General features: G+C 32.5%; 12 protein-coding genes. 3 read left to right on the top strand and 9 right to left on the bottom strand.

The genetic code is table 11. The features are described 5' to 3' along the window. Positions 1-171: 171 nt before the first annotated feature. Together meaB and OM075_RS22160 are read left to right on the top strand one after the other, a co-directional pair. Entirely contained in the window at positions 172-1,284 is a 1,113-nt protein-coding gene (gene meaB, locus OM075_RS22165; RefSeq protein ID WP_301192747.1) for a methylmalonyl Co-A mutase-associated GTPase MeaB, read from the top strand. Positions 1,285-1,349: 65 nt separating this feature from the next. Then, a complete protein-coding gene (locus OM075_RS22160; RefSeq protein ID WP_301192746.1) occupies positions 1,350-2,450 on the top strand; it encodes a TlpA disulfide reductase family protein in 1,101 nt (366 codons plus the stop codon). An 80-nt stretch (positions 2,451-2,530) separates the two neighbouring features. Here OM075_RS22160 and OM075_RS22155 read toward each other — a convergent pair whose 3' ends face one another. The 7 genes from OM075_RS22155 to OM075_RS22125 all read right to left on the bottom strand — a co-directional run bounded on the left by OM075_RS22155 (position 2,531) and on the right by OM075_RS22125 (position 14,466). Next, positions 2,531-5,362, bottom strand: a complete 2,832-nt coding sequence (locus OM075_RS22155; protein WP_301192745.1) for a S9 family peptidase — start codon at positions 5,360-5,362, stop codon at positions 2,531-2,533. 167 nt (positions 5,363-5,529) lie between these two features. Beyond that, on the bottom strand, positions 5,530-7,473 hold the full coding sequence (locus OM075_RS22150; protein WP_301192744.1) for a DUF3858 domain-containing protein: 1,944 nt from the start codon (positions 7,471-7,473) through the stop codon (positions 5,530-5,532). A 34-nt stretch (positions 7,474-7,507) separates the two neighbouring features. Continuing rightward, on the bottom strand, positions 7,508-9,346 hold the full coding sequence (locus OM075_RS22145; protein WP_301192743.1) for a DUF3858 domain-containing protein: 1,839 nt from the start codon (positions 9,344-9,346) through the stop codon (positions 7,508-7,510). Next, positions 9,347-10,585: a discoidin domain-containing protein gene (locus tag OM075_RS22140; protein ID WP_301192742.1), complete on the bottom strand. Its 1,239-nt coding sequence runs from the start codon at positions 10,583-10,585 to the stop codon at positions 9,347-9,349. Continuing rightward, entirely contained in the window at positions 10,578-12,941 is a 2,364-nt protein-coding gene (locus tag OM075_RS22135) for a DUF2339 domain-containing protein (RefSeq protein ID WP_301192741.1), read from the bottom strand. Before OM075_RS22135 ends, OM075_RS22140 begins: the two co-directional genes overlap by 8 nt. A 113-nt stretch (positions 12,942-13,054) precedes the next feature. Then, positions 13,055-13,708: a cation diffusion facilitator family transporter gene (locus OM075_RS22130; protein WP_301192740.1), complete on the bottom strand. Its 654-nt coding sequence runs from the start codon at positions 13,706-13,708 to the stop codon at positions 13,055-13,057. A 170-nt stretch (positions 13,709-13,878) separates the two neighbouring features. Then, on the bottom strand, positions 13,879-14,466 hold the full coding sequence (locus OM075_RS22125; protein WP_301192739.1) for an LURP-one-related family protein: 588 nt from the start codon (positions 14,464-14,466) through the stop codon (positions 13,879-13,881). 398 nt (positions 14,467-14,864) lie between these two features. On the opposite strand from OM075_RS22125, the gene OM075_RS22120 reads away from it, so the two are divergent. Further along, positions 14,865-16,340 (top strand): T9SS type A sorting domain-containing protein, encoded by a 1,476-nt coding sequence (locus OM075_RS22120; protein ID WP_301192738.1) that lies wholly within the window; start codon positions 14,865-14,867, stop codon positions 16,338-16,340. Between the two features lie 86 nt (positions 16,341-16,426). On the opposite strand, the gene ygiD is transcribed toward OM075_RS22120, so the two are convergent. Next, positions 16,427-17,311 (bottom strand): 4,5-DOPA-extradiol-dioxygenase, encoded by an 885-nt coding sequence (ygiD, locus tag OM075_RS22115; RefSeq protein ID WP_301192737.1) that lies wholly within the window; start codon positions 17,309-17,311, stop codon positions 16,427-16,429. A 51-nt stretch (positions 17,312-17,362) separates the two neighbouring features. Then, entirely contained in the window at positions 17,363-17,926 is a 564-nt protein-coding gene (locus OM075_RS22110) for a YceI family protein (RefSeq protein ID WP_301192736.1), read from the bottom strand. Positions 17,927-18,202 lie beyond the last annotated feature (276 nt).

Raw genomic sequence — 18,202 nt, 5'->3', positions numbered from 1 at the left:
GGGGTCTGATTTTTAATTAAAAAACGAACGCCCTGTTTATGGGCGTTACAGAAGATAATTTTTAATATCCAGACTTTAGTCGGTTGATAGTGTAAAAATATAATAAACTCAATGCTTGGGTTAAGTGAGTTATAAAATGTAAATTCGCATCAATTTTAAAGATAAAAAAGCATGCATCACGACGATCATATAGAAAATCACGAAGATTTTAAAAACCTGGTGGTAAATAAAGGGGTTGAGCAGGTGCAAACGGTTAACTCTGCTGCTGCAAAACGTTTCTTACAAAAAAAGAGAAAATTACCTTCAGTAGATGAATTTTTTGAAGGTATCAGAAAGGGAGATATTCGATTATTAAGTCAGGCTGTTACTTTAGTGGAAAGTTCGCGACCTGATCATCAGAAATTAGCCCAACAGATTATTGAAAAGTGTTTGCCGTTTACAGGAAATTCTCTTCGTTTAGGAATTACTGGTGTACCTGGGGCAGGAAAGAGTACTTTGATTGAAGCTTTGGGAATGTACATAATAAAACAGGGAGGAAAATTAGCTGTTTTGGCAATAGATCCAAGTAGTGAACGTTCTAAAGGTAGTATATTAGGTGATAAAACCCGTATGGAGGAATTATCAGCACAAGATAATGCCTATATACGTCCTTCTCCTTCGGCAGGATCGCTTGGAGGTGTGGCTCGAAAAACCAGAGAAACAATTATTTTATGTGAGGCTGCTGGTTTTGATACTATTTTTATTGAAACAGTGGGAGTTGGACAGTCGGAAACTGCTGTACATTCAATGGTTGATTTCTTTCTGCTCATCATGCTTGCAGGTGCAGGTGATGAGTTACAAGGAATTAAACGTGGTATTATGGAAATGGCTGATGCGATTGCTATTAATAAAGCTGACGGTAATAACATTAAGAAAGCAACTATGGCTCAGGCTGAATATACCAGTGCACTTCACTTGTTTCCACCAACAAAATCAGGTTGGATTCCTGAAGTGAAAACATGTTCAGCTTTGGAACAACAAGGAATTTCAGATTTATGGGACATGGTTCTAAAGTATGCTGATAAAACTAAGGAAAATGGTTATTTTGCAAAGCGTCGTAGTGAACAAGCTAAATACTGGATGTTTGAATCCATAAATGAAGCATTGCAATCCAATTTTTATCACAATAAAGAAATTGCCAAGGAAATTGCAATCCTGGAGGATAAAGTTACTAATGAAGAAACCAGCTCATTTGCTGCTGCACAGGAATTGTTAAATATGTATTTTAATACATCACTAAAATAATAATTATAGATACAGGTTTATATACAGAACCAATTAACAGAGACAATAAATTAAAAATGCGAATAATGAAACAATTACTACTAGTGGCTTTATTAGCCATATCTTTTGTTGCTTGTCAGCAAAAACAATACACCATTGAGGGAACAATCGAAGGTGTAGAAGATGGACAAGCAGTCCTTTCAAAGATTGAAAATGGTAGACCAGTATCTATTGATACTACTCAAATAGTTCAGGGAAAATTTACTTTTACAGGAAGTGAAGAGGTACCTCAGGTATATTTAGTATTTATTGATGATATGAAGACACCAATTATGTTATTTGGTGAAAACGGAAATATCAACATCACAGTAGCAGACAAAGATAAAATTGCTGATGCTGAAGTTACCGGATCTACTACAAATGATGTATTTAATACTTTTGTAAAAGAGTTACCGGGAAGAGAAACATTAGATGAGCTTCAAGCAGACTTTCAAAAAGCAATGATGTCTAATGACAAAGATACAATGGAAGCATTGAAAGCTGAAGCAAATGCAATAATGGAAAAACAAAAGGCTTACTTTGTTCAATTCGTTAAAGATAACACAAGTAGTGTTGTTGCTGCTTATTTAGCAAATCAGACTGCAAGCTATATGGAATTCGAAGAGTTTAAGGAAGTTGTAGGTCAGTTGGAAGCTAACTTAGGAGACCATATGTATGTTACCAGTTTAAAAGAATCTTTAGCAAACGTTGAGAAAGCTGAGAATGCTAAAAAAGCAACAGAAATTGGTGCTGTAGCTCCTGAATTTACTTTAGAAAGTATCGATGGTGCATCTATTTCATTGTCTTCATTACAAGGTAAATATTTATTGGTTGATTTTTGGGCATCATGGTGTAAGCCTTGTAGAGCAGAAAATCCTAATGTTGTGAAAGCATATAATACATTTGGTTCTAAAGGATTTGATGTATTAAGTGTTTCTTTAGATCGTGATTCTGCTGCTTGGAAAAAGGCTGTATCAGATGATGGCTTAGTTTGGAATCATGTAATTGATGCAAAAGGTGATATCGCTCAAACATACGGAGTTCAAGGTATTCCTTTTACTTTATTATTAGATAAAGATGGAAAAATTATTGCAAAAAATCTTAGAGGTGCTGCTCTTGAAGAAAAATTAGCAGAGCTTTTAAACTAATTTGTAGTAAAGCAAAATATTATAGAAAAGGCGTCCAATGAGACGCCTTTTCTTGTTTTATAATTCAGGATTAAGAATTTTTATTCTTCTACCAGATCATAACCTAAATCTTCTCCCTTTTTAATTGCCGGAACACCGTCATTCATCCATACGGGTATTGCTTTTTCTTTTAGATAGTGATCAAAAAATTGCATCATTCGTCGGCTTAAATCTTTTGAATTGGCTCTTCGTGTAAGGTTGTGTTCTTCGTTGTTATACACTAATAACCAGGCAGGTTTATTTAGTCGGCGCAGTGCCATAAAATATTCAATTCCCTGATACCATGGAACAGCTCCGTCGTTATCATTATGCATGATCAGTAATGGCGTTTCAACCTGTGGCGCAAAAAATACCGGGGAATTTTCGATGTACTTATTCATTTTATTCCAAAGCGTACCTCCAATTCTACTTTGTGTATGCTCATACTGGAACATGCGGCTCATACCAGTACCCCATCGAATACCTCCATAGGCACTTGTCATATTGCTTACAGGTGCACCGGCCATTGCCGCCTTAAATAAGTTGGTTCGGGTAACAAGAAAAGCCACCTGATAACCACCCCAACTTTGTCCTTGAATTCCCATATGATCACGATCAATAAAACTAAAGCGATCTGCCATCGCTGAAGATCCACTAACGACTGCTTCATATGCACATAATCCCGGATCACCTGTACGATAAAAGATATCTGGAATAAAAAGTACATAGCCATTGGATGCATAAAAACTCCAGTTCACAGTTGAGCGGCTAGGTGCAGGACGGTAGTACTTGTGCAACTCATCTGAATAACGCTCATAGAAGTAGGAGATCATCGGATATTTCTTTGAAGTATCAAGGTCTTCTGGAGTGATTAATAAACCCTGATGTTTTAGTCCATCTGAAGCTACCCAATCAACAAGTTGTATATCTCCCCAATTAAAATCTTTTTGTTGTGGATTTGTATTAGATATAACAACATCATGGTTAAAAGATTTGTCACTAATTCTTAATTCCGGATATGATTTAAAAGTTGATTTTCTCCAGATATAGGTTTCTGCATTTTTAGCTTTTAGAGGATTGTAAATATTGTAATCCCCTTCAATGATCTTTTCTGTTTTGTTCTTGTTTAAGCTATAAAAGCCCGACTGTTTATTAATTTCATTAAATGATCTTAAGAGTAGTTCTTTATTTATATCAATAAAGAGTTCATCTTTATCCAGCTTAATCACTCTAAAACTAGTGTTCAGTTTTCTACCCAAACTATTGGTTAAACATACAGGGGCTAACTTTCCTGATAAGTCCAGTTGCCAGATATCGAATCTGTCATAAACAATAACACTTTTATCATCTTTTGTAAAGTCCACAATTCCGTAAGCATCAGCATCAGTAGGCGAATCATTAAGTTCATCTACCCATGAAATCTTAACGCCTTTGCTGATCAATGATTTTGATCCTTTAAGAGTATTGTAGGCATAATAAGCACTATCTGCCTGATCATAGTAGACAAGCCATTTTCCAGACTTTGATATTTCACTTGTTCCGTTTATATCTTTTTCTATCAATTGCTTTTGACCTGTGAGTATATCCACTTTGTAAATATCATTCGACCATCTTCCAGACCAGGATTGTGCTCTTTTATAAGGTGTGCTTACATAACTAAAACCAATATTTGAATTTCCCCTGTCAGGAATTTTTACAGAGCGAAAATCTTTTGATTCGAGTTGAACTATTTTATTTTGCTTAACCAAATAGACACATTTGTAGGCAGGATCCTTATCTTTCTTAAGGTTTTTCTTTTGCATTGGTTGAATCTCAATATCCTTCCAGTTCCATACATCAACATGTATTTTTTCATCATCAGTTAATGTATCTTTGGGTTCTTCATGAGGCCTTTTTCCTGCGCCAAAAAATAACTTACTACCGTCGCGAGAGAAGTTTAATTCGCCTTTTGAAAGAGCAGACCATTCGGAAGGTAGGGAGGCATCAATAGTATCCAGAATCATGTTTGGAGCATCGAGCTTTGTTCTGTAATAGTATAGCTGGTCAACTTTGACTTTACTCGTATCATCCGAAAATAAAAATGCACACTGACTTGCTGTATAATCACTTGCGAGCTTCTCAATTTTACCAATCTTTTTGAAAATGGTATCAATAGTAAAAGTTTGTGCATCAAAACGAAGCACTTTTGATACTTCTGTGGTATCGCCTGTGCTTTGAACAAGGTATGCTCCACTTCCGTTGTTGGCTATTTCGTAAAACGATACTTTTTCAACAAATAAACTATCTCCACTTACCGGACGATATAATACAAGAGGATTACCTTCTGATTTAAACTCTTTAGCCTTTTTATCCTTGTCTTTTTTATCTGATTTTTCCCCTTTTTCTTTTACCTCAGCGGTGTCTTTTGGCTCTTCTTTCTTTTTTTCAATCATGTAGGCCAACCAATTACCGCCATCTTCAGGTAATTTCCATGATTTTAAATTCGGAATTTTTGAAATATCTCCGGATATTAAATTCTTTATAAAAAGAGAGTCTTTAGGAAGCTTATCCTTTTTCGTTTTTTTAAGTTTTAGAGCCCTAATAGAATCGTTTTGAGCTTTGACATTAAAAGCAACAAAGTCGTTTTCAACAGAAAATTGTGGTGTTTTTCCTCTTGGTATTGAATCAAGTTTTCCATTGGCTACATCATAAATATATAAATAGGAATCCCCAATTTGAGGTGAAATTACATAGGAAATGAATTTTCCGTTGTGGGATATAATAAAGTCTTTATCTATTGATTTCCAAGAATCATAGTTGGTATGATTCAGAACTTTTTTTTCAACACTCATGGCCGAAAAAGAAACCCCCAATGTAAAAATTGTAATTAGTGAAATTTTTAAAAGATGCTTCATATAGTGACTTTTTATGTTATTAATAATAAATCAGAGCTCAATTTAATAAAGAAGTAATAATAGATGTAATTGAAAGATTTAAATAATGTTATAAAAAAAACTCAAACTAATATGAATAAGATAAAGTTCAATTAGTTTGAGTTCTGAAATGATAAGTTCAAGAAATATTAGATTTTTGTAACTACGATACTTTGATTAAGTTGTTCTGTTACTAATTTATAAAAGGACTTAAGTTCGTTGTATGTTGAAGAAGGGTAAATGGGTTTTTTGATTTGATAATTACTAGAAATAACAAATGTGTTGTTCTCTAACTGGGTTATTTTATAACTAAATGCAATGTTTTTAGTGTTTCTACTTACATCAATTGGTAGTTTTTCGATCTTATAACCATCTGGTAATTTTATGTTTACCTGAAAATTTCTAACAAAAGGATAAACGAAGTCTATACTGTAATCTCTTTCCTTTTGTTTAAATGGATTATCCTGTACAGGTAGTTTCATAAAAGGATTAATTATAATCTGGTTCTCAATTTGATCAACACTGCTTGTGAAATCGAAACTATAATTAAACTGACCTTCTTTCTCTTCTGCATTAACGGTAATATCGTCTTTAACTTTTAACCCATCAGAATTAAGGTGATCCACAAATTTTTCTTCATTAGATGTATATCTTTTCCTCTCAGAAATTGCAATATGTCCGGTTGTTTTTACCCTGGCACTTCCTTCTAGTTGGTTTGTTTCCGGATTATAACTATATGATAATGATGTCATATCGTGAGAAGGCAAATTGTTATATATATTAGCCCATTTTTCTTCTGCTTCATCAACAATAAAACCTTTTCCATTGCAACAATTTGCCGGAATTAGGTTTGTAGGGCAGTATGGATCTGTTGCATCCAGAATCATTTTTTTGTCGCCCACAGTTGCTATGATTAATACATCATTGAAAAAATCAGCAAACGGAAAATCTTCATATACTTTTCCATGATCACGGGTACTTATTATAACTGGCTTACAATCTACATTAAGACTTTGTAAAATACCCAAGGCCAAGAGGTTAATATTAGCACTATTACCGGTTTTTAAGTTAATAAAATCCTTTATGCTTTCTGATGCGGCATAACTGTTTCTGCCGTTGTACTTATAATTAGATTTCATATACTTTAAAACAGATTCGATCTTTTCCATATCGCTTTGGCTCTGAAGGTGAGTAAATTCCTTACTTCCTATTTTTGTGGATTTTTTAAGGTATATCCCAAACTCAGGAAGATCCATTAGATCTTTAGCTAAAGCTGGCCATGTTGTTAAAACTTTTTTAGAATAGCCTGACGGATAGTTTATTTCAGACAACTGGAAATCAATTTTTTTGATATAATCTTCTTTTGAGCTAATGAAACTCTCATCATTGAACGATGGAATATTTTTCATACCAAAAGTATAATTCATATCTCTGAAAGTCAGATTCATAAACTGCCTGTCTAAACCTTTACTTTCTCCACTCTCAAAAATATCAAAGGCTGTAAATCCTTGGGCACGATAGGTATAGGTGTAAAAAGGAATCATGTTGGTTTGATATTCACTGTAAATTGTAGGTATATCATTCTGGAAATCCCAATCCGGAAGGTTAAAAATAAAAGGAGAAATGACAGTGTACTCATAATCCACAACACAACCTTCTTTTAAGTTTGGCATTGCAAATTTTTTCTGGTACCAATGTTTATTGATGGGTTCTTCAAATATTTGATCCGGATCAAGTACTGTTTTTTCAATACTTTTTCCATCGTAATAATAAGTTGTTGCTTTTATGTCTTTAACAACTTCAACATCAGTGTCACCAATGTAAAGAGGTATTTTAATTTCTCCCTGATCAAAAGCCGCTTCTTTAAAAATCTTCACTCTTTTATGTCTCGTATATTTTATATCAAAACCACCTTCCTCTCTAAGAAAAAATATATTTCCCTTATCGAAGAGTACAACCGCCGGAGCGTCAGGTTCAAAGTCACATTTTTCAATATACATATCCGCTTCTGCTTTTTCAGGAGCCTTTTGAGCATTGGATAGTATTGGAATAAACAGGAATAATAAGCTTAATAAGTACCAGATTTTGTTCATAATTATAGATTGTAGTTTTAGAGTTTTTTTATGATTAATTAATAATTACTTTTTGATTGTCAGTGTTTACCGATTTGATGTAGAATTCATAAAAATCCTTGTATTTTTCTTTGGGATAATATCCCTGATTTACTTGAATCGTTCTGCAAATAATTAATTTATTTTCTTTGATATGGAACGATCGTGAATAACTGCCAAAGGGAGAGTCAATGGTAATTTCTGTTAATCCCTTTACTTCTTTTATGTTTTCAGGAAATTCATAAATCAAAGTATCACAATTATTTATAGGGTAAAAAATATATAAGTCATTTACTCTTTCTTTGGGTTCTTCCAGGTAATTTTTTAAGGACTTAAAAGGTTGTAATAAATGTTTGTTACCAATATTTTGGGATATTGATTGAGACGTTCCGTTAAGATCAATATTTAACCAAGTTGAATCTCTGTTAGGCCTTGAAATCTTAAAATCTAATATGTCGGCTTTTCCAATTAACCCAATATGATCAATGTATTGTTCTTTATCTTTAGAGGAGAGTTGGGTATCAAATGATTTCAATCGGTCAAATTCATTACCCTTAACTTTTCCTTTGCAGTCAAACGTAACATTATTTTCCTTATTTATTTTTACATGAGTGGTATAGGATTCTAACGCATTATTAATATTATGTTTGGGAGTTTGTACTAATTGGCTTTTATTTTCCTGAATAGTTAAAGCCAATCGATTTTGAGTATAAGAACCTAAATAGTTAAAAGGAGCAGTTTTGTCTGTGCATTCTAACCAGATGGTATCTTTCTGCATAGGTACGCAAAGTATAATGTGATTGGATTGATGGGATGGGAAATCTGCATTAACAGGAGCAGGTTTTAATCCGGAATAGATAGACGTATAATAAGAATCCACACCAATTTCGTTTAATAATGCCCTCATGTAATTTGAAAGCGCCTTACAATCACCAAATCGGTTTGAGCAAACATAAGTTGCAGGGTAAGGAACCAGACCGCCTTCCTCCAGTGATACCAGGATATATCTTGTATTATCCTGCATGTAGTGGTATAAAGTTTTTATTTTATCGGTTATATTACTAATTGTATCTGTTAACTGATGAACTTTTTTAATTTCGGAGGGCGTTAATTCTTCCAGGTTTTTAATGATTTCATATTTCCAATTTCCAAAATCTATCCAGGAACTTGCTGTGCCAGGTATATCATAATAGAAGTTTTTCGGCATAACTTCAACTGTTGGTGCAGTTGTGTTAATGTGAGGAGCGTAGGATTCATTTTTTGGTGTGATATAATTATCCAAATTCCATGAGTATATATCTTTTCCCTCTATGTGCTCTACTTTAGCAGAGTCCATTTGTTGCTGAAAAATATTTAAGGGTGTATCCTCCGGAACCTGAAGGGTGAGTTTTGAATGTTGAGTTTTAATTTTGGGATCAAGAATGGGATTCCAACTCACCAGAGAAATATAATTATTGATATTTATGGAGTAGCTGTATTTTATAATATATGGGAATCGATTATGTATTAAGTCAAAAGTTTGTATACGTCTGTCTGTATGAAACTCACTGCTACTCCATGGCGTTGTAGTTACAATTTCCTTTTTCTTGAGCGATCTGATTTTATTTCCAAATACATCATATATTTCAGCTTCTAAATCTTTAGGTGGATTCTTATCCTGGAAGTAAATTTCTATTTCAGCATATTTTGTGCCAGCACCATTGTTTATCTGTATTTCGAATTCGTATGATTCTTTTATGTTTCTACCATTATAATCGACTGAAGTATTAAATTTCAATACTTCAGCATCATTGCTTTGAGCAATGCATACCAAATTGATAAGTGTTAAAAAGAAAGGAGTTAGGTATTTAAGCATTTATTCTTTTGTTTTATTAATTAACTGTTTAGATGACCAACCAAGCAAAAGTATTATGACAAACATTATTGCCCAAAGCCAGTATTTATTAAATAACGGTTTTACAATGCGATTATTATGTATGTTAATTACTTCTTCTTTTCCAACAGGAATTGGTTTTATATTTTCAGGAATTTGATTTTTAAAATTTACGATATCATAATCAGGCTTACTTTCCCATTTTTTACCATAGCACAAATAGTATTTTGCATCTTGAGTAAAACGTGCCATTAATAAATGTTGATAACAAATGAGTTTTATTTTGTTAATGTTTAAACGTTGGTTGTGGTCATTTTTTATTGTAATAATGAGGTTGTTGAGGTTAGTGCTTTTAAACGAAAATTTTGACTCCTCTAAAGAGTTAAGTTTTTCTTTAGAAAGTATTTCTGTTTGGTATACCCAATCAGATTCAGTTTTTACGCTGTCTTTAATATACTTGATTGTAATATCTCTATAATATTCAAAGTCGTTTAAAATATCAACTTCCACTTCAGAAGTTCTTATAAAGTCTGCTAATTTGATGGCGATTTCTGTCTTTGTTTCTTTTTCATCAATTACCATATCCTTATGATCGATTGATACAGTATCAGCAATTCCATTTTGTTTATCTAAACGAGTAAGTTTCGCATCTTTTAATATTGGTTTTTCTTTAGATGGAATTTCCAACCTGAAATATTTATATTCAGAAGGCGGAAAAGTAACTTTCGTATAATTGTATTCAATCTCCTCATTACTAATGGATAATATTCTGTAATCATTAATGATTGTAAACCAGTTGCTTTGATCATTACTACCTTGCAGCTTAACATGCCAATCGAAATTAGCATTTTCAAATTTTAGCTGAATGTTATTAATTGTATGTGGATCATTGGACTTAAATGTTATATAATGCAGATTATCCTTTTTAGTAGTGTTCATTACTTTAAACGGAAAATCGGAATAAACAGTCTTTGGTTTGTTAGCTTTAAGTATATATGGTGCTTCAATAGTATCATTGTTGGCTGTGATGCCATAAATTCGGATATCATACAGATTTTGTAATGTTTTACCATAAATATCTTTCGGTAATAAAATAGCGTGCCATTTGTCTGTTATTTCTAATGCTCTTTTGTATTTATAATCATCCATTTTAGCCCATGATTGTATGGGTAAAAACAGAGTTATACACAAAAGAAGAGTTGATTTGGCCAGATTACTCATTAATGATGTTTTTATATTTATTGTATAAAAAGGAAATGATTAATAAAAATACACCAAGAGACACAAAAACAATTGTTTTTTGAAGCGTATCAAGGTTTGACAAATCATAATAAAACAGTTTTATTAAAGTAACAGCAAATATTGCCATCGAAGCAATCCTTACATATTGTTTCTTTTGGATTATGCCAATAACAATCATGATTAAAGAATAGGCTCCCCACAATATGCTTAAACCGGTTTTATAAGCTACTTCTGCATTATTAATGGATAGCCAGGTTATTAATTCATTGCTTAAAATGGTTAAAATAATACCATGTATAAATAGCTCGAAGTAGCTATAAATATGTTGTTTAAAGGGGAACTTCTGTTGTAGTTTTAAGCTTGATATTACCAATAATGCCAAAAGTATAATACTAACATAACGTATACCAACACAGAAAAAATCTCTTTTGTAAAATTGTGCCAGGGTTTGTTCTACATAGCTATCACGAAGTTCTCCCAGGACTATAATACCGCCAATTAAAAATGAAATAATTATAATGCCATTGATTACTAGCAGTGAATGAGCCAGTTGCTTGCTCTTAATCCTGAAGATATTTAAAAGGGATAATACAGAGAGAAAAACAAATGTGTAATTAAAAATCCAAATAGTTTTAAACTTAGACAGGTTGTAATCTTTATGATAAGTGGCATAGGTTTCACCTTCTGGAGTAAAAGAAATTTTACTATCAACAAGGGCCTGGTTCCAATATTGGGCAATTTCCATTCTGAAACTGTAATAAATGGAAAATATAAGAATTGAAGGAATTAGATAGCTGGCAATATGTGAAATCTTAGGGTAGGAGTGGTTGATATCCATGTGTTTATGATTGATATATTGCATGAAAGAAAAGGCTCCAACAAATAAAAGAGAACTTAAAAAGTTTACATTAAAAATCTGAATCATTTTCTCATCAGTGCTATAGTATATTGGCGTATAATTTACCATCCAATCTTGTGCCAGACTAAAAAATGCAAGTATGATAATGGGGTATGATAATAATTCATAAAATCCGATGCGTTTTGATTTTCCGATATAGAATAAAATGGCAGCTTGACCAGCCCATAATAAAGTAACCCAACTGCCTTCTAACTGAACAGGTATAGCAGTGGTAATAAATACCAAAACCAATCCTATTATAACATGGAATAAGTTTTTATCAGCTAATTTTTGTTTGAATACCGTATAGGCAACAACAAAATGAATAATTGCATTTGCCAGAGTAAATAGTCCTAATAGTTGATCGTACTTTGCAATATCTAAAATGACATAACCTATTCCATAATACACAAAAGAATTGGTAAGAAGAAGAACAATGTCAATCTTGTTAAATATTTCATTTTTAAGCAGCTTGTAACTTAAAAATGTAATGTAAAAAGTAATGAAAAATACAGATGAAAAACTTAATGCAAGTGCAAAGTTATCCTCAAACTTTAGGTTAGCTACATATTCCGGAATATACCAGGCAAAGTAAATGATCCATGTTAAAATAAAGGAAACATAAAAGAGCTGTTTCCAATACTTTTTAAATGACAAATAGAGTATTCCTGCATTAATTATAGTAATGTAGGAAAACAATATTTCAACTCTGCCGCTGTCGTTACTCAGTAAAAAAGGAATAGCATAAGCACCAACTAAACCAATATGTGCAATTAACTGAAGGTTGTAGGATAAGGCTGCTAATACTGTAAAAATGGTGAAAATTACCATTAATATAAAAGCCACAGTTTGTGGTATCAGGTCAAAATAGTTATAGGCAGAGAATGTAATGAAATATTTTGCAGCCATTGCTCCACTTACCAATACAGCGCTATAATTTTCATATTTTGAACGTAAGCGTATACCAAGAATTAATAGAGAAATACTGAATAAATAACCTAAAATAATACGGGTTAACGGGCTTATTAATTCATGTTCTATCGAATATTTGGTTCCAATGGCCAAGCCAATAATTGTAATGGCAATACCTATTTTGTTCATCAGGTTTTCACCAATAAACTTCTCAAGGCTTTTCTTTTTGTTAATATTTTTAGCATCAGCATGTAGGCCTTTTTTATCCTGATGATGAAAGTCTTTAGGTGCTGCATGTTTTTCAACTTCTATGTTTTGAGTTGAGGTATAGCTATCGTTTACATTATAGGATGAAACAGGATGCTTTTTATTTTGCGAAGAAGTTGATGAATGCGAAACGCTGTTCTTGATTTTGTTTAGCTCTAATTTTAACATGTAGATTTCACTACTGAAATCATTTTGCTTTTTTATTAAAGCTTCAATACGTTTTTCAAGTTGTTTAATATGGTCATTATCTGATTCCATAAGTAAATTGTCTCAGGGTTTGTAATTACAGGCTAGAGCAATTTACGAAAAAAATCGAAAGTTTGACTGTATTATTCTATTGTAATTTCTTTCTTTTTGATAAACGTATTGAGTTATTCATTATCATCAATATCAAGAAGTACTTTGCCACTATCTTTCAATAGCCCAATTGACCATTTAATGATTACGATAGAACTGATTACAGCAACAATTGGATCGATAATTGCAATATCCCAAACCATCGCAACAATAAGTCCAACAATAGCGGATAGACTGGTTAAAGCATCGGCAATTACGTGTAAATAAGCGGCCCGGATGTTATGGTCAGAATGTTCATGATCGTGGTGTAGTAGAAATGCACTGGCAATATTTATAATCAACCCAATAATGGCAACCAGAATAGCATCTTTGTAAATGATTACCTCAGGATTAATAAAGCGTTGAAAGGCTTCTATTAAAATAAAAAAGGCAAATATTAATAGTATTAAGCCACTGCTATATCCCGACAATGAAAGGATTTTATTTGAATCGCCATTGTATTTTTGACTTGCAGATACTTTTCGTACAATAACGTATGCCAACCAACTTAGCCCAATAGCTAATACATGCGATCCCATATGAATTCCATCAGCAAGCAAAGCCATTGATTTGGTTGTTATACCAAAAGTAATTTCAACAGCCATTGTTACAGCTGTTAATAAAACAACCCAAAGGGTTTTTGCTTCGTATTTTTTATTCTGATGTGTATGGTGATGATGATCTGACATATTTTATCGGTTTGAGTGCTTTCCTAATAAACTAATAAAACTTGAATTTGTTTGTTTTTTAGTTCTTAAGAAATGTTATAAATCCTACCATTTTAAGTGTATTTGTTTCTAAATAAAAAAAGTACCAGAAATAAACTTCTGATACTTTCTATGTTATAAATATTTTAGGTCTACTCTTTTAATACCATATCGATGCACATTACAGCGGCCAGAATCATAATTCTAATCGGACTATTTTCCGGAACTCTTTGATCTACTTCTAACATATAATTATCAGCAGTAGTAAAAAGCTCTTTTCCAATACCTGCCCATTTTTTGCTCACGTGAGCAAATTCAACTTCATCTTTAATAAATCTGAAATCCCAGCTAGTCCATTTACCTTTTAGCATACAAAGCATATTATCATTTGCATCAAATAAATTGAATTTACCCCCGATAGAAAAGAATTTTTGCTTAAAGGTTCCAACTAATTGGTCATTTTCATCAAATACCTCAACTTTTGATACAAAAAAGGCAACACCCCTTTTTACTGTTAAAACTTTTTCGCCAGTAGCTGTTTTTATTTCAATATTAAAAGGTGTCATCCTTTTATAATCAGTAAATCGCAACATTTTAGTAAAGAAACCAAGGTTTTCTTCACGACAAGTCATCATCATTTCTTGCGAATTAGGATCATAAATGTCGTAGTTGTTGGCTGCTTTAAACATTCCAACGTGTTCTTTTACAAAAAATAAGTTTTTGTTCAAAATTGAGTTCATGTTAAACCGAGTGTTAAATGTTAAATATTAAAACAGGGGGTGTTTCTGCGGCCAAAATAATGAAAGTTTTTTTATATCAGTCATTTTTAAATACAACTATCATAAAGATTGATTGGTGAAAGTTTAAAGATACTCCTCAAGATAAACTTGTATGAATATGCTATTTAATGTGAAAATATAGTAGTGATAAATATGGTATATGGTAAGGTTATTCGTTTTAACAATAAAGACTTTAAGTAACTAATTCTAAATTAATATAGCTGATAATTTTAGTAATATAAATACTTAATAAAGACTTTTAAAACATTGAAGGTCAATATTCTATATTGATTTTTGGTGTATTATTTTGTACTTTTCATTAGATAGAATTAGGCAATCTCTTACTTAAATATATCGTTATGAAAAAGACAATTACTCTTCTGCTTGCATTTTTAGTATGCTTTAGTTTATCAGCAAAAAAAGTAAATCCGTTTACTCATAAAAAAACGGTAAATATTAAAACAGGAATAAGTCAGTTAAAAAGCGCACAAGCCGAACTCCAACCAACCAGTATACTTTTTGAATTGTGGGATGGAAGTGCTTGGTATACCGAGACTACGATGTACTATGAATATGAAACAATTTCTAATGGGACTGTAATTATTATTACTACAGATGCTTACCAGCAGAAGTTTACTTATAATGATTATGGTGAATTAATTGAAATGACCACATCCTCATGGAATGGAAGCAGTTGGACAATTACTAGTGGATATAAATATGATTTTGAATATGATTCTAATGATAATATTATCTCAGAAATATACTCCGATTATAATCAAGTCTCAGGTTGGGTAGAGCATTCTGGCTATAAAACAGAATATACCTATACAGGAGATTTACTTACTTCTGAAATCTATTATGACAGAACTGGTGGAGCATGGATTCCTCAATCCAAAACAGAATGGTTTTATGATACCAATGATATTTTAGACGGGGCTTTTGAGTACACTTATAATGGATCTGATTATGAACTCTCGGGGCGTTACATAAATGTAAGCTGGTTTATTTGGGATGCAAGTAGTCATGTGGATAATAGTTATCCATATACTTATACCTTTCAGGAATATAGTGGTTCTGGAGATATTTACGATGATGCTAATTATACCAATTCAGAGAAAATGGTAGGTGAATATCCGGATGGCACAAATGGTGGTGTGCCAGTAACTACAATAGAGACCTATCAAATATGGGATACGGATTGGGTGAATGACTACAGATGGACATGGACGCAATCAGTTGATACAGAATCCGAGTTGGAGGAGTCTTGGAATGGATCTGCGTGGATTTCATCGAATTATTATGAATATTATCATACAGCATTAATGACTTATATTATATCCAACGATTATACAAATGGGGTGTTAACATATGGGAAAAAATCAACAGAAACTTATGATCAATATGGAAATTTGACTGAAGAAAAAAATGAAAGTCACACAGGAGATGAGAACTGGCAAATGGATATAGGTCAGTTATTCTTAATCACCTACCAGAATGGAACGTCAAATATTTCAATAAGAATAACTCAGAATTGGGATGAAGTTTCAACTGCATATGTTAATTATTCGCGTGAAACCTATAGTTATACACCTACTGATATATTAGAAAAACCAACAGGAGGTTTTGATGTATATCCTACAAATTTTGATTCCAGAATTTATATTAACTCATCTGAAAATTCTTTTGTTTCAATTTATAATATTTCAGGTAGTTTAATTTTAAAGGAAAAAGTATTTGTTGGAATAAATTATATCAGTACAACGAATCTTAAATCAGGATATTATATACTTAAAGTGGGAGATGAAACTTTTAGATTAGTTAAAAATAATTAGTTGTGAAAAAGACTGTCTTCCAATAAGAGGACAGTCTTTTTTCTATTGTAAAATATATTTAGCTAAAATTATTCAGACAGATAGGGTTAGCCAATTTTTACTGATGTCATCGATAATGAACCTGCTACCGGTTCGTCATTAAAAAGACTAATGCTTTCATTCTTTTCCTGAAGGCCTAAAACATAGAGCAATGGTAAAAAGTGCTCCGGGGTAGGAATTGATAATTGGAATTCTTTCCCTTGTTTTGAATAGTTAATTAAGCTATCATGATCTCCGTTTAAAATGAAGTTGTTCATCTTATTGGTTGCCTCCTGAGCCCAGTCAAAAGCAAAATTTTCATTTAACCTTTGCCAGTCTACTCTGCCTAAATTATGAACCAGGTTACCACTTCCTACTATCAGTATACCTTTTTCCCGTAGCGCAGCAAGCTCTTTAGCTAATTCATAATGTTCGCGAGGTGTTTTGTAGTAATCCAAACTAAGTTGAATTACCGGTATGTTTGCTTTAGGATACATGTGTCTGATAACAGACCAGGCTCCATGATCTAAACCCCATTTATCATCCAGATGAACATCAGTACTTTTAATCAGGCTTTGTGTTTCTTTGGCCAGCTCAGGACTGCCTGGTGCTGGATACTGAACCTCGTATAATGCTTTTGTAAATCCACCAAAATCATGGATTGTTTGTGGATGCTCCATTGCTGTAACTTTGGTTCCTCTTGATTCCCAATGGGCAGACACTACGATGATTGCCTTAGGAACTTCTATTTCAGATGATACTTTTCTAAAACCCTGAACAAATTCGTTTTCTTCAATGGCATTCATTGGGCTACCATGTCCAAGAAATAATGCGGGCATTTTAGGTGTAGCTCCAAATGAATCTGCTAGTTTATTTAATGCATTTAATTTCATACCTATAAGTGTTGCTGGTGTTGCCACCATTAAAGTCTTTAAAAATGTTTTCCTGTTCATGTTGATTGATTCAGAGGATTATTAATGATATTCTATTTATTAACCATTTTATTAAATGGATAGTTTTATATCCAGAATAAAAATGTCATCAATCACTTTGTCTCCCAGGTTATCAAAAAATGATCCTGAACCATATCTTACATCAAACTTCGATCTGTCAACCTCCAGTTTAGTAATATATTCATTTCCTTTCTTAACAATATCAAAAGTTATTTCTTCAGATTTTCCTTTAATTGTTAAGGTCCCTGTTACACTTGCCTTTCCATCTTTAAATTTTGAGGCCTTTGTAACTTCAAATGATGAGGTAGGAAATTTTTCTACTCCAAAGAAATCATCAGATTTCAAGTGTCCTACTAATTTTTGGTTGTATCCTTCATCCTCAAGATCAAGGTCTGTGATAGAATTCATGTCAATAACCACTTTACCGCTTGTAATTTGATCGTTGTTAAATTCCAGATATCCGTTTTTAACTTTTATCTCACCATTATGTGAACCTCCAATTTTATTTCCGGTCCATTTAACTACTGATTCCAGAGATTTAACTTCTTTTTTTTGTGCGAATACAGATACACTACCTGCTATTAAAAGTACTATTACTATTTTTAAAGTTTTCATGGTTCTTATTTTTATATTGTTCTTTGCTTTAATGTTACAATACAAAAGTAGGATGAAAGTATGCCTCACACACTTGACCTATGTTAAGAAATGAAATTGATGTAAGTTAATAGAAGAGAGGAAGTGTATTTAATGTGCAGTATATTAGTGGTTAAGGGATTTGTTTGCTGATTGTAGGGTACTTTATTGGTCTCAAAAGTAGTTAAAACTATGCACTTTAGTGCATCTTGCTTTAGCTTCTAAAAATCTTAACTTTGATCATATGGTTCAAAGAAT

It is taken from the genome of Plebeiibacterium sediminum (assembly GCF_026013605.1).
In the GTDB taxonomy this organism is placed as follows: Bacteria; Bacteroidota; Bacteroidia; order Bacteroidales; family Marinilabiliaceae; genus Saccharicrinis; species Saccharicrinis sediminus.
This window is presented reverse-complemented; position numbering and strand designations above follow the sequence as displayed.